This window comes from Arthrobacter sp. B0316-5-4 (genome assembly GCF_059090325.1).
Genome location: NZ_JBNHFN010000004.1, coordinates 206,749 through 219,856 on the forward strand (window position 1 = coordinate 206,749; position 13,108 = coordinate 219,856).

At 64.8% G+C, this 13,108-nt stretch carries 11 protein-coding genes; 4 read left to right on the forward strand and 7 right to left on the reverse strand.

Features of this window, described 5'->3' with window-relative positions; all coding sequences use genetic code 11:
- Nucleotides 1–485: 485 nt before the first annotated feature.
- A complete protein-coding gene (locus AC5RU9_RS13025) occupies nt 486–1,505 on the forward strand; it encodes a formylglycine-generating enzyme family protein (RefSeq protein ID WP_494016766.1) in 1,020 nt (339 codons plus the stop codon).
- Between the two features lie 21 nt (nt 1,506–1,526).
- Here AC5RU9_RS13025 and AC5RU9_RS13030 read toward each other — a convergent pair whose 3' ends face one another.
- The 6 genes from AC5RU9_RS13030 to AC5RU9_RS13055 form a co-directional block, all read right to left on the reverse strand.
- Complete coding sequence (locus AC5RU9_RS13030) at nt 1,527–2,084, reverse strand: DUF5666 domain-containing protein (protein ID WP_494016767.1); 558 nt, start codon at nt 2,082–2,084, stop codon at nt 1,527–1,529.
- 55 nt (nt 2,085–2,139) lie between these two features.
- Nucleotides 2,140–3,648, reverse strand: coding sequence for an Asp-tRNA(Asn)/Glu-tRNA(Gln) amidotransferase subunit GatB (gene gatB / locus AC5RU9_RS13035; protein WP_211711128.1), 1,509 nt, complete (start codon nt 3,646–3,648; stop codon nt 2,140–2,142).
- Nucleotides 3,648–5,201 carry an Asp-tRNA(Asn)/Glu-tRNA(Gln) amidotransferase subunit GatA gene (gene gatA, locus AC5RU9_RS13040; protein ID WP_494016768.1) on the reverse strand — a complete coding sequence of 518 codons (1,554 nt, stop codon included), beginning with the start codon at nt 5,199–5,201 and terminating at the stop codon, nt 3,648–3,650. Before gatA ends, gatB begins: the two co-directional genes overlap by 1 nt.
- Nucleotides 5,202–5,207: 6 nt before the next feature.
- Nucleotides 5,208–5,504, reverse strand: coding sequence for an Asp-tRNA(Asn)/Glu-tRNA(Gln) amidotransferase subunit GatC (gene gatC, locus AC5RU9_RS13045; RefSeq protein ID WP_211711130.1), 297 nt, complete (start codon nt 5,502–5,504; stop codon nt 5,208–5,210).
- Between the two features lie 65 nt (nt 5,505–5,569).
- Nucleotides 5,570–6,679: an AI-2E family transporter gene (locus tag AC5RU9_RS13050; RefSeq protein ID WP_211711131.1), complete on the reverse strand. Its 1,110-nt coding sequence runs from the start codon at nt 6,677–6,679 to the stop codon at nt 5,570–5,572.
- A gap of 13 nt (nt 6,680–6,692) precedes the next feature.
- Nucleotides 6,693–7,571, reverse strand: coding sequence for a cytochrome c oxidase assembly protein (locus AC5RU9_RS13055; RefSeq protein ID WP_494016769.1), 879 nt, complete (start codon nt 7,569–7,571; stop codon nt 6,693–6,695).
- Between the two features lie 94 nt (nt 7,572–7,665).
- Here AC5RU9_RS13055 and AC5RU9_RS13060 point away from each other — a divergent pair, with 94 nt between their 5' ends.
- Complete coding sequence (locus AC5RU9_RS13060) at nt 7,666–9,024, forward strand: LCP family protein (RefSeq protein ID WP_494016770.1); 1,359 nt, start codon at nt 7,666–7,668, stop codon at nt 9,022–9,024.
- 47 nt (nt 9,025–9,071) lie between these two features.
- Here AC5RU9_RS13060 and AC5RU9_RS13065 read toward each other — a convergent pair whose 3' ends face one another.
- Complete coding sequence (locus AC5RU9_RS13065) at nt 9,072–10,568, reverse strand: CitMHS family transporter (protein WP_494016771.1); 1,497 nt, start codon at nt 10,566–10,568, stop codon at nt 9,072–9,074.
- A 199-nt stretch (nt 10,569–10,767) separates the two neighbouring features.
- On the opposite strand from AC5RU9_RS13065, the gene AC5RU9_RS13070 reads away from it, so the two are divergent.
- Complete coding sequence (locus AC5RU9_RS13070) at nt 10,768–12,456, forward strand: sensor histidine kinase (protein ID WP_494017129.1); 1,689 nt, start codon at nt 10,768–10,770, stop codon at nt 12,454–12,456.
- The gene (locus tag AC5RU9_RS13075; protein WP_211711134.1) at nt 12,449–13,108 is read left to right on the forward strand and encodes a response regulator; all 660 of its coding nucleotides are present in this window, start codon (nt 12,449–12,451) and stop codon (nt 13,106–13,108) included. The genes AC5RU9_RS13070 and AC5RU9_RS13075 overlap by 8 nt, the downstream gene beginning before the upstream one ends.

Consider the following 13,108-nt stretch of genomic DNA (forward strand, 5'->3'; position numbering starts at 1 on the left):
CGGCGGTGGCGGTTCCTCGGTGTGGCCTCGCACCCGCACACGCCGAGCGCCCCCGTAAGGACTGGCGCGTACGGCGGAAACGGGTGCGGGCCCCGGACGCGAGGGGTGCGCATGACGGAAAGGGGTGCGGTCCCCGGGCTCGATGGGTGCGCACTGCGGAAGGGGTGCGACCCCCCGGGCGCTAGGGGTGCGCATGACGGAAACCGGTGCGGCCCCCGGGCGCGAGGGGTGTGCACGGCGGAAACGGGGGTGCAGGGCGGGGGGCGGTGCCGCGATGGGGCTTCGCACCGGCATACGCCGAGCGCCCCCGTAAGGACGGGTGCGCACGGCGGAAAGGGGTGCGGTCCCCGGGCATAACGGGTGCGCAGGGCGGAAACGCGTTCGAACCCCCGCGCACGAGGGGCGCGCATGGCGGCAACGGGGGCGTGTGGCACAGCACCGCCCCGCTAAAGTACTAGCAAGCGGAGTTCAGACAGAAGGTTCACATGGCAGATTGCTGTAGCCCAGGCACGGGCGCCCGAGCGCATTCCGATCAGGGCCGGCACCTCGAGCCGGGACGGCCCCTCCCCCTGCCAACGATCCGTGATCACCCAGTGGCGAGTACCGCCGTCGAAAACGCAGCGTCCTTAACGGCGGACGCCGACGTCGAGGTTCCCGCCGGCACCTTCGCGATGGGCGATCCGTTCGGCGAAGGCTATGACGGGGACGGCGAATCTCCCGTGCACCAGGTGCGGGTATCTGCGTTCCGAATCAGCGCCACCACCGTAACCAATGAGGCATTTGCCGGCTTTGTCGACGCCACCGGGCACCGCACCGAGTCCGAGCTGTACGGAACCTCGGCGGTGTTTCGCCTGGCCGTGAAAGCCAGGCCGGAGGACATCCTGAACCGGGTGGACGCCGTCCCCTGGTGGCTCAACGTCCGCGGAGCGGACTGGGCACACCCGGCGGGGCCCCACTCTCACTGGACCGACATCCCGGACCACCCGGTGACCCATGTGTCCTACAACGATGCGCTGGCGTACTGTGCGTGGGCCGGTCGACGGCTCCCCACGGAAGCGGAATGGGAGTACGCCGCGCGCGGCGGCTTGGCCGGGCAACGCTACCCGTGGGGCAACGAACTCCTCAACGGTACTCCTGGCGAAGCCGCCCACAACTGCAACATATGGCAAGGCGAATTCCCGGTCCGCAACGACCTCGACGACGGCTACCTCACCACCGCACCTGCCCGGTCATACAACCCCAACGGCTACGGGCTGTACCAAACCAGCGGCAACGTCGGGGAGTGGTGCAGCGACTGGTTCCTGCCCAAGTACTACAGGACGTGCCTGGCCCGCGGCACGGTGGAGGACCCACCCGGCCCCACGATCGGAAGCGGACGGGTCATGCGCGGAGGCTCGTACCTTTGCCACGACTCCTACTGCAACCGATACCGGCTGGCAGCACGAAGTTCCAACACGCCCGATTCAGCCGGGGCCAACCTGGGTTTCAGGACAGTGGCACTCTGACTCAGGCGGTGCCGTGAGGACTCAGGCGGTGCCGTGACCCCTGTGCCCGTGGCCGGCTTTGGGTCCTGCGGGGAGTTCGCCCGACACGATCCGCGTCGCGGTGACCGTATTGCCGTCCTTGACCCCGCTGGCGTGGACTGTGTCACCGGTTTTCAGCTCAGCAACCGTGGCCGACGGCAGCGTGGGCTTGCCTTTCCCGTTCCGGAGCTGCGACAGGTCCATCGGGATCTTCGCGATGCGCGTTTCGGCGTTGATCGCATACCGCTGGGTGAAGCCGTCTTCGCTCTTGACCGTGACCTCGGAGTCGCTCACCGCTTCAATGGTTCCAGCCTGGGTGACCACCGTGCGATAACTGCCATCCTGCTGCTTCACGACATGTTCGCCGTGGATAGCCTTCCCGCGGGCCTCCGTGGGCTTGGTGTCCGCAGAGGCGGACGGGCTGGGTGAGGCAGTGGTGCTCGACGGCGAAGGGCTGGGTTGGGTGCCCGCCCACACGGCGGCGGCCCCGCCGCCGGTCAACGCAACGGCGATCCCGCCGGCAAGAAGGACCTTGCGAAAACCTGGTGTGATGGTGCCCATGCATCCATTGTGCGCGCGTCCGGACAAAAAGTAGCCCGCCGTTCAAGCCAAGGGATCAGCCCTCGACGCCGAGCCTCTCCAGGATCAGTTCGCGGACACGGCCTGCGTCAGCCTGCCCACGGGTGGCCTTCATGACTCCACCCACAATGGCGCCAACGGCCTGGACCTTGCCGCCACGGATCTTGTCCGCGACGTCGGGCTGTGCTGCCAGTGCGGCGTCGATGGCTTCCAGAAGTGGACCGTCGTCGGAGACAACTGCCAGACCGCGCTTCTCGACGATCTCAGCCGGGGCACCTTCGCCGGCGAGAACGCCGTCCAGGACCTGGGTGGCCATCTTGTTGTTGATCTTGCCGTCTTCTACGAGCTTGTTGAGCTCAACGATCACCTGCGGGGTGACCCCGAGTTCAGAGGGTTCGACGTCGGCGACCTTGGCGCGGCCAACGATCTCGCCCATCCACCACTTGCGGGCCACGTCAGCGGAGGCACCAGCTGCGATGGTTTCCTCGATGGAGTCCATGACGCCCGCGTTGACGACGTCGCGGAATTCGAGGTCGGAGTAGCCCCAGGCTTCCTTGAGGCGCTTGCGGCGCTCGGCCGGCGGCTCGGGCAAGGTGGCGCGGAGCTCCTCCACCCATTCACGGGAAGCGACAACGGGAACCAGGTCGGGCTCCGGGAAGTAGCGGTAATCGTCAGCGTCGGACTTGGGCCGGCCCGACGTCGTCGAACGCGTATCCTCGTGCCAGTGGCGCGTCTCCTGGATGACCGGCTCGCCGGAATCCAGAACGGCGGCGTGCCGCTGGATCTCGTAGCGGACGGCGTGTTCGACGGCGCGCAGCGAGTTCACGTTCTTGGTTTCCGAACGGATACCGAAGCGTTCCCGGCCGTGCGGGCGCAAGGAGACGTTGGCGTCGCAGCGGACGTTGCCGCGTTCCATCTTGGCGTCGGAAACCCCAAGGTTCTTGACGATTTCGCGAACAGCCGCAACGTACGCCTTGGCCAGTTCGGGTGCGCGGCTTCCGGCGCCCTCGATCGGCTTGGTGACGATTTCCACCAGGGGAACACCCGACCGGTTGTAGTCCACCAGTGAGTAGTCGGCGCCCTGGATGCGGCCGGCGGCGCCACCCATGTGGGTCAGCTTTCCGGCGTCCTCCTCCATGTGTGCGCGTTCGATCTCCACGCGGAAGACAGTGCCGTCCTCCAGCTCGATGTCGAGGTACCCGTCATACGCGATCGGCTCATCGTACTGGGAGGTCTGGAAGTTCTTGGGGGTGTCCGGGTAGAAGTAGTTCTTCCGGGCGAAACGGCATGATTCGGCGATCTTGCAGTTCAGCGCGAGGCCGATCTTGATGGATGACTCCACTGCGGTCTTGTTGACCACCGGGAGGACACCGGGCATGCCGAGGTCTACTTCGTTGACGTTGGTGTTCGGCTCGTCACCGAAGACGTTCGGGGCGGAGGAGAACATTTTGGTCTTGGTGTTGAGCTCCACGTGGACCTCGAACCCCAGGACGGGATCGTACTTCTCCATGGCCTCTTCGAAGCTCAGGGTTGCGTCGACGGACATTAGTTGGAACCTCCGGCGGTGTTGGATACGGCGCCCAGATCCGGTGCTTGCGCGAGCATCGGGCCGCCCCACTTCTCTTCAAGGATGGATTCAAGGACCGCACCCACGCGGTACAGGCGGGCATCCTCGCGGGCCGGGGCCAGCAACTGGATGCCAACAGGCAGGCCGTCTTCGTCGGCGAGGCCGCCCGGCAACGACAGACCCGGGATGCCGGCCAGGTTGGCCGGAATCGTCGCAACGTCGTTCAGGTACATCGCCAGCGGATCGTCCAGCTTCTCGCCCAGCTTGAACGCCGTGGTGGGCGCCGTCGGAGAGATCAGGACATCGGCCTGGGCAAACGCGGCGTCGAAGTCACGTTGGATAAGGGTACGGACCTTCTGGGCCGAACCGTAGTAGGCGTCGTAGTAGCCCGCGCTCAGCGCGTACGTGCCAAGGATGATGCGGCGCTTGGCCTCGTCACCAAAACCTGCGGCGCGGGTGGCAGCCATGACCCGCTCGATGGTCATCGGACCATCCTTGGGCAGAGCCCGCAAACCGAAGCGCACGCCGTCGAACTTGGCCAGGTTGCTGGACACTTCGGAGGGCATGATCAGGTAGTAGGCGCCCAAGGCGTACTTCAGGTTGGGGCAGGAAACCTCAACGATTTCCGCGCCGGCATCCTTGAGGAACTGGAGGGACTCGTTGAAACGGTTCTCGACGCCGGCCTGGTAGCCCTCGCCGTGAAGTTCCTTCACAATGCCGATCTTCATGCCTGCAACGTTGCCAATGCGGGCAGCAGCAACCAGGTTGGTGAACGGGTCGGTCAGGGACGTGGAGTCGAACGGGTCGTGTCCGCCAATGACTTCCTGCAGCAAGGCGGAGTCCAGGACGGTGCGTGATACCGGCCCGATCTGGTCCAGCGACGACGCCATGGCAATCGCGCCGTAACGGGAAACAGCGCCATACGTCGGCTTCACGCCAACAGTTCCAGTGACGGCGCCGGGCTGGCGGATGGAGCCACCCGTGTCCGTGCCGAGTGCCAGCGGGGCCTCAAAAGCGGCGACGGCGGCCGCTGAGCCACCGCCCGAACCGCCCGGAATGCGGTCAAGGTCCCACGGGTTGCGGGTAGGGCCGAAAGCCGAGTGCTCCGTGGAGGAACCCATGGCGAATTCGTCCAGGTTGGTCTTGCCCAGGATCGGCATTTTGGCTGCGCGCAGCTTCTTCACCACGGTGGCGTCGTACGGGCTGTGCCAGCCCTCGAGGATCTTCGAACCAGCGGTGGTGGGCTGGCCGATGGTGACAATCAGGTCCTTGACCGCGATGGGCACGCCGGCGAGGGCATGGAGTTCCTCAGCAGCGGCACCGCCGGCAGCGCGGGCGGCGTCAACCTCGGCGGCAACTGCCAGGGCTTCCTCGGTGTTGACGTGCAGGAAGGCATGTACCTGGCCATCGACGTCGGCAATCCGGTCGAGGTGCGCCTGCGTCACCTCAACAGCGGATACCTCGCGGGAGGCCAGCTTGGCTGCGAGATCGGCAGCGGAGTGGCGGATGAGTTCGTTCTTCAGCTCAGTCATCAGTAATTAGTCCTCATCCAGGATTGCCGGGACCTTGAAACGGTTCTCGAACGCATCCGGAGCACCGGACAGCGCCTGCTCAGCCGTGAACGTGTGGCCCACAACGTCCTCACGGAACACGTTGGTCAACGGAATCGGGTGCGACGTGGCCGGCACGTCCTCCCCCGCGGCTTCGCTGACGGACTTCACTGAATCGACGATGACAGCGAGCTCGCCGGCCATCCTGTCCAGTTCTTCGGCACTCATTTCAATGTGAGCCAGACGCGCAAGATGCGCGACGTCGTCACGGTTGATCGCAGCCATGGATCTCCCCTGCAAAGTTCAAATGGTTTTCCGAACCAGTCTACTTGGCCGGGCACGCGGCTCGGTCAGCCCTCTGCCGCAACTGCTTCAGCGTCCGGTCCTGGTTCAGGTTCCTGCTTGGGTTCCGGCTCGGACAGCGTCTTGTAGACGGTCCATCCGACGGCGGTGACGGGAACGGCGAGCAGTGCACCCACGATTCCGGCGATCATGGTGCCGGCAGCAAGGGCCAGCAGGATCGCCAGGCCGTGAATGCTGAGGACCCTGCCCATCAGGATGGGTTGCAGGAGGTGGTGTTCCAGCTGGTTTGCACCGATAACGACGGCCAGCACAATCAGGGCCGTCACAGGACCGTTGGAGATCAGGGCGACGGCGACCGCCAAGGTTCCCGCGGTTGTGGCGCCGATGATGGGGATAAACCCTCCAATGAAGACAAAGGCGCCCAGCGGCAACGCCAAGGGAACGCCCAGGATGGCCAAGGCCACCCCAACGATGATCCCGTCCGTTGCGGCAACGATGGCCGTTCCGCGGACGTATCCGCCCAGGACGACTGCGCTGCGTTCGATGGCCATGTGCGCTTTGGGGCGGCGTTCGGCCGGCAGGAAGCCGATGAGGAAGTTACGGATCTTGTGCCCGTCCTTGAGGAAGAAGAACAGGATCACAGCCATCAGCACCATTCCGGCCAGGATTTCCCCCAACGTCCGTGCCCCGGTCAGCGCCTCCGTGCCAAACGAGCTGGAGGTAAAGAACCGCTGTACCGATTCGCGGGTGTCGTTGATTTGGGCGTCGCTCACCGGGATTGGTCCGGAGGTCAGGAATTCGTGGAGGTGGTCGAGGCCGGCAACCGCCTTCGCTGTCAGATCCTTCGACTGTGCCCGGATGAGGAACACGATCCCCGTAACAATCCCGCCGAACACCACAAGGATTCCCACGAACGAGGCCAGCACGGCTAGGGCGCGTGGCCAACCGTGCCGGGCAAGCCAGCGCACCAGCGGCGCGATCGCAGCGGCCAGGATCAGCGCGATCGTGAGCGGGATCAACACCAATGGCACCCGGGTCAGCGCCCAGATAACGGCCCAGGCCAATGCCCCTACCGTCAGGGCCTGGACGGAGCGGATGCTGGCCCGTCCCAGACCGTCGGCCCATATCGCAGGTAGGCCGGTGCGAAGGTCAGGCATGACGATCTCCTTTTCAGCGCCCTCGAAGGTGTTGGGCGTTCAGTTCTTCCAGTTGCTCGTCGGTCAGGTCGTCGAAGCCCCGGGCCTCACGCTTGTCGCTGCGCGAAAACCGGATGAACATCAGGATGATGAGCGGCAGGTCCACGATTTCACAGATAAACCACAAAGCATCCCCCGCCAACTGCTGGTCACGCAAGGGATCCGGGAACCAGCCCAACGCCGCCTGCGTCGTCATGACATGGTCGAGCACCTGCCCGTTGAGGCGGAGCAGGATGCCGGGGACCGCATCAACCAGGAGCTCGATGAAGACAAAGACGAACTCCAGGGTGATGTAGGCGCTGGACCGCTGGAAGTCGGCTTCCTCAATGATGGGCAGCGCCATGAGAAGGCCCAGCAACGGAATCAGGAAGGTCAGGAGAGCCTGGGCCAAAGGATCGGCCCGCAGGGTGTGGAAGGCAGGGGTCAGGAATGTGGAGAACAGCGCCAAACCCAGGAGCGGCGCGGCAAGCGAGTTGCTGACGAAACGCACGGCGGGATGGGCCAGGACGATGTTCAGCCTCTCAATGCCGGAGGCAGGCAGGGCGGCACGGGCCAGTGAGATCGGCCTGCCCAATCCGATCAGCAGTGGTACGACGAACAGGAGCACGGAGACCTTGACCGTGAAGGCCCACCGCAGCTCTGAGCCATAGACTCCCAGGAACCCGCAGGTAAGTACAGCCAAGGATCCAAGCCCCAGGAAATAGAACGCGACGGTACGCCAGAGGGGCCAGCGGTGGCCATTGGCGGCGGCAGACTTCAGTCCAAGACCGTAGAGCACGCCGAAAGAACTGATCATGATCACAGCTGCCCAGTCGATCTGCCAGGCGCTGACGAGGACATCAAAGGGCGGCACAGAGAAATGATAGGCGCCTATGGGCGCGCTTGGGTATTTCCCAGAATCGCTCAGTAGCATAGGGCCGCCCCCGCCCAGAGGAAAGGCCAGTGCCGTGATCGGTCGCCACGAACGCCCCGCCCCCAACTCACCGGATGGTGACTCTCCCCGCTACCCCGGACAAGGAAGCCTCGTCGAGGAAAGTACCGGTGTAGCGCGCCGCAGACGCCCCCGCTGGCTCCGGATTGGGGTCATTGTGGTTGCTGCTGCAGTCGGTAAGAACAGCCAGTACGGAACTGCGGACCAGTCCTCCGGCTATGGGCAGTCGGATGTCATGATGCTGGTGGACATCTCCGCGGACAACAACCACGTGAACGTCATCAGCTTTCCCCGGGACCTCCTGGTGGACGTCCCCGCATGCAAGGACCAGGCAAGCAACGAGCAGCACGACGCACGCCCGGGCGTGATGATCAACAGCGCCATGGCCGAAGCCGGAATCGGCTGCGCCGTTGACACCGTCAACAAGCTCACCGGGCTGGAAGTGGACCATTTCATGATGGCCGACTTCAACGCAGTCAAAGAGCTGACCACCACGGTGGGTGGGGTGGACGTGTGCGTCAATTCCGCCGTCGACGATTCCGATTCAGGCCTTCACCTCCCCAAGGGGACCTCCCAAGTGCAAGGCGACCAGGCCTTGGCTTTCCTCCGGACGCGCCACGCTTTTGCCGACGGCGGAGACCTAGGCCGCATCAAGGCCCAGCAGTCCTTCCTGGGCTCCCTCACCAGGAAACTGAAGTCCGAGGGGACGCTCGGGGACCCCCAGAAGCTGCTGAGCATTGCCGATACGATGACCAAGAACCTGACGGTGGACACGGGCCTGGCCTCGGTTCGTGCCTTACTGACTATTGGCGACCGGCTCAAGAACATCGACCCCGCCAAGGTGGACTTCATCACGGTGCCCACTGTCCCGGCCCCGTCCGATCCCAACAGGCTCGGACTGGATGAACCCGCGGCGTCGAATCTCTTTGCTGCACTCAGGAACAGTGCGGACCTGGCACAAGCCGGAACTCCCTCCCCCGCGCCGTCAAGCTCCGCAGCGAAACCTGCCTTTGACAAAGCACTCCAGCCCATCAGCATTGCCAACGGAACCGGTGTTTCAGGCAGAAGCAACGCAATCGCGGCCTTGGTCACGGCTGCTGGCTACACCAAGACCGTCCGGCTGCAGGGCCAACCCCGCGCCCAGACCATGGTGTACTACCAGGCCGGCTTCGCCGACGTCGCGGCGGACATCGCCGGGATGTTCGGCCTCCCGGCAGCAAGCGTCCAGCAGGTGACAGGTATCCAAGGCGTGCAGCTCTACGCCGGTGCAGACTTCGTTTCCGGCGACAAGCCGACCCAAAGCACCACGCAAGGCAACATCCCCACACAAACGGCAAATGACCAGACCTGCCAGGCTACGAACCCGGCAGGCTGATCATTTACCGTCAACGTGGTGGCCGGGCACTCCTGCCACCACGTCGGTCAGCCGACGCCGATGGCTCCGGTCAGGACTCCGACAGCCAGCATCACGATCGAGATGACTGCCGTCCGCCACAGGACCTTCTTGTGGTGGTCACCCAGTTCCACCTTTGCCAGCGACACCAGCAGGAGGATCGCGGGGACCAGCGGGCTCTGCAGGTGGAAGGGCTGGCCGGTGATGGAGGCGCGGGCCATGTCCGCTGCGCCCACACCGTAGTGCGCTGCGGTTTCGCTGAGAACAGGCAGGACACCGAAGTAGAACGCATCGTTGCTCATGAAGAACGTCATCGGGATGCTCAGGACGCCTGTGATGATGGCCATGAACGGGCCCATCTCGGCGGGGATGATCTGGACCAGCCACTCGGACATCGCCTTGACCATGCCCGTGCCGTTCAGGACACCGGTGAGGACGGCAGCCGCCATGACCATGCTGACGACGGCGACGATCGACGGTGCGTGGGCGATCAGCTGGGCGCCCTGGTCCTTGACCTTGGGGAAGTTGACCAGCAGTGCGATTGCGGAGCCGACCATGAAGACGAACGGCAGGGGAACGATGTTGGCTACCAGCGTGACCATGACGGCCACGGTGAGTACCAGGTTGAACCAGAACAGCTTGGGGCGCAGGGTCTTGCGGTTGGGGTCCAGCGCGGTGTCGGCCATGGCGGCGTCGTGGTCGTCCACCAGTACTTCGGTGCGTTCCAGGACTGCGACGCCGGAACCTCCGCCGGTGCCCGGCTTGCCAACGGGGGCAGTTGAGCCGGTGCGGCCGAATCCGAAGCGGCCCTTACCGGAGCCCGAGCCGCCGGCGACAGAACCGCCGCGGCCCGTGCCGCCGTCGAACGCGTCAGCAGGATCGGCGACGTCGCCCCAGATCTCCGGAGCGACCGAGCGGAGGCGGTTGCGTTCCTGCAGGCCGAGCAGCCAGGAGAAGACCATCACAACGATCAGCCCAACAATGAGCGAGGGGACCATCGGAACGAAGACGTCGTTGACGTCGAGCTTGAGCGCAGTGGCAGCGCGGGCAGTGGGGCCACCCCACGGCAGGATGTTCATGGTTCCGTTGGCGAGGCCGGCTACGCAGGTGAGGACCACGGGGCTCATCTTGAGTCGCAGGTAGACGGGGAGCATCGCGGCGGTGGTGAGGATGAAGGTGGTGGAACCGTCACCATCGAGGGAGACCGCTGCGGCCAGGATCGCAGTGCCCAGGACAACCTTTGCCGGGTCGTTCCCGAGCTTGCGGAGGATGAACTTGACCAAAGGGTCGAAGAGCCCGACGTCGATCATCAATCCGAAGTAGATGATGGCGAACATCAGGAGCGCGGCCGTTGACGTCATGGACTTCATCGAATCCATGACCATGGGCCCGATGCCCAAGCCTGCCCCTGCGAAGAGACCAAAGATGGTGGGGACGATGATCAGCGCCAGAACCGGCGTCAACTTTTTGGTCATGATCAGGACCATGAATACCGCAATCATTGCGAATCCAAGCAAAACCAGCATGGCCGGCTCCTTTACTACTGTGAAGGGCACCACATCGATGTGATGCGCACTACAGACAATAGGGTGGCGCCGATCACGGACCGGGGTTTCGGAGAATTGTTCAGGATAGTGCTCATTGCGCACGTTTTGCGCATTGTGCTCAGTGCTTCAATGGAGCAGGAGGAAAGGAGCAAAGGTGCCGGTTTTCAGCAAGGTGGGTATGCGGTTCTCCACCCAAACCCTCCTCCTCCAACTCGGCGTGGTCCTGCTGGTGGTCCTGCTCAGCGGCGCCGTCCATGCCTGGTTGGTTTACGGACGGATCGGCGACGAAGCCGAAAACCAGGCCCTCACCCTCGCCAGGACTGTAGCGGCGGATCCGGACATCAGGACCACCGTCCAGGAGATCAGCAAGGAAGAAGGCACTCCGCCGGCAGGTGTGCTGGCAGTCGGGCCGCTCCAGGCTGCGGCCGAAGCGGTGCGGGTGCGCACCGGAGCCCTTTTCGTCGTCATCACGGACGAAACAGGCCTGCGCCTGGCCCACCCCGACCTCGCCCGGCTGGGTGAACGCGTGAGCACCGACCCCTCCGTTGCCCTCGCAGGGAAGGAAATCACCACCCGCAATACGGGCACGCTGGGCCCCTCGGCCGGGGCCAAAGTACCCGTCTACTCGCCCGACACTGCCGGCACCATCGTGGGCGAAGTCAGCGTCGGCTATTCCATGGAGTCCCTCAGCAACAGCCTGGGACGGGACATCCTGCCCATCGCGTTAACCGCTGGCGGAGCTCTCCTTGCCGGCGTCCTTGCCTCATTCCTCCTTCGCCGCAGGCTCCAAAGACTCACCCTGGGCCTGGAACCCGAAGAAATCAGCACCCTGGTCCACGATCAGGTGGCTGTCCTGCAGGGTGTGGATGACGGCGTGATCGGCATAGCCGCCGACGGGCGGATCTCCGTCTTCAACGCAGCCGCCTCCCGCCTCCTGGACCTCCCCGACGCCACCGGCCAGGACTGGGCCACCGCGGACGTTCCCGAACAGCTCAAGCAGCTGACGCAACCTGCAGCGCGGGATGCCGAACCCGTAGAGATCGTGGCGGGCGGCAGGGTTCTGGTGGCCAGTGCGCGCAAGGCATGGCATCGGAAAGAGGACCTCGGCTGGGTGGTCATGCTCCGCGACCGTACCGAGCTGCAGCAACTGACACGCCAGCTGGACGCCGTTGGGACCATGTCCGCGGCCCTCCGCGCCCAACGCCACGAGTTCGCCAACCAACTCCACACCATCGCCGGTTTCATGAGCATCGGACAACACGATTCCGCAAAGGAATACCTTGAAAGGATCTCCGCCACCGGTCCCCTGAAATTTCCCGTTGAGCAGGCCGAACTCCTGCAGGACGCCTACCTGCAGGCCTTTATCGGCGCCAAGGGAGTGGAGGCGTCCGAACGCGGAGTGACCCTGCGCGTCGGGCCGGAGACATTGGTCCGCGGACACGTCGCCGATCCACAGGACGTGACCACGGTGCTCGGCAACCTGATAGACAATGCGGTGAGTGCCGCCGTCGCCGGTTCCGCCGCGGAACGTTGGGTGGAAGTGGAACTGCTGGACGACCCGGCCGCGGCCGGCGGCACCCTGCACCTTGTCGTGGGCGACTCCGGCGACGGTTTGGGGAACCTGGACCCCGAGGAAGTCTTCGCCGAAGGATTCACGACGTCGGCACAACCGGTACGCTCGGGGGCTGGACAAGGATTGGGGCTGGCTTTGGTGCGGCAACTCGCGCGGAGGCGCGGAGGCGATGTCCGCGTCCTGGATCACGGCAGCGAGGGTGGCCCGGGCGCGGTCTTCATGGCCACCATTCCCGGGGTCATGGATGCCGAAGGCCCCACAGGCTCAACGGAAAGGGAGGACCTCAGTGGTTGAGGATCTGAGGGTGCTAATCGTTGATGACGACTTCCACGTCGCAAGGCTCCACGCGGCGTACGTCGATTCGGTTGCGGGCTTCATGGCCCTGGCGCCGGCGGGATCGGTATCCCAGGCTCTGCAGGCGATCCATAGCCTTCGTCCGGACCTGGTGCTGCTGGACGTGTACCTGCCCGACGGTTCCGGCCTCGACCTGCTGGGGCAACTGGACGTTGACGCCGTGATGCTGACTGCCGCCTCGGACGCACAGTCCGTCCGGGTTGCCCTGCGGCGCGGCGCCTTGGGCTACATGCTCAAGCCCTTTACCGCCGAAACCCTGTCCCAACAGCTTCGGTCCTACGCCCGCTACCGCAGGATCCTCGGACAACAGCCCAGCATAGACCAGGGCACCATCGAACGGGCCAAACGCTCCCTCATACCAGGGGACGTAGCGCCGTCGGCCAAACCCCGATCCGCCACCGAAGCCGCGGTCCTGGAATCCTTGCTTCCCGGCGAACAGTACTCCGCTGCGGAAGTCGCGGAGCGCGTCGGCGTTTCCCGCGCCACGGCCCAAAGGTACCTGTCATCGCTCGCCGATGATGGCGCCGTCGAGATCCAACTGCGCTACGGAACCACGGGCCGCCCGGAACACCGGTACGGCGTCCCGGGCTGA

What these genes read in the sequence shown, in the direction of transcription:
- AC5RU9_RS13025 (WP_494016766.1), top strand. Translation starts at nt 486, where the DNA reads ATGGCAGATTGCTGTAGCCCAGGCACGGGCGCCCGAGCGCATTCCGAT.
- AC5RU9_RS13030 (WP_494016767.1), bottom strand. Translation starts at nt 2,084, where the DNA reads ATGGGCACCATCACACCAGGTTTTCGCAAGGTCCTTCTTGCCGGCGGG.
- gatB (WP_211711128.1), bottom strand. Translation starts at nt 3,648, where the DNA reads ATGTCCGTCGACGCAACCCTGAGCTTCGAAGAGGCCATGGAGAAGTAC.
- gatA (WP_494016768.1), bottom strand. Translation starts at nt 5,201, where the DNA reads ATGACTGAGCTGAAGAACGAACTCATCCGCCACTCCGCTGCCGATCTC.
- gatC (WP_211711130.1), bottom strand. Translation starts at nt 5,504, where the DNA reads ATGGCTGCGATCAACCGTGACGACGTCGCGCATCTTGCGCGTCTGGCT.
- AC5RU9_RS13050 (WP_211711131.1), bottom strand. Translation starts at nt 6,679, where the DNA reads ATGCCTGACCTTCGCACCGGCCTACCTGCGATATGGGCCGACGGTCTG.
- AC5RU9_RS13065 (WP_494016771.1), bottom strand. Translation starts at nt 10,568, where the DNA reads ATGCTGGTTTTGCTTGGATTCGCAATGATTGCGGTATTCATGGTCCTG.
- AC5RU9_RS13070 (WP_494017129.1), top strand. Translation starts at nt 10,768, where the DNA reads ATGCGGTTCTCCACCCAAACCCTCCTCCTCCAACTCGGCGTGGTCCTG.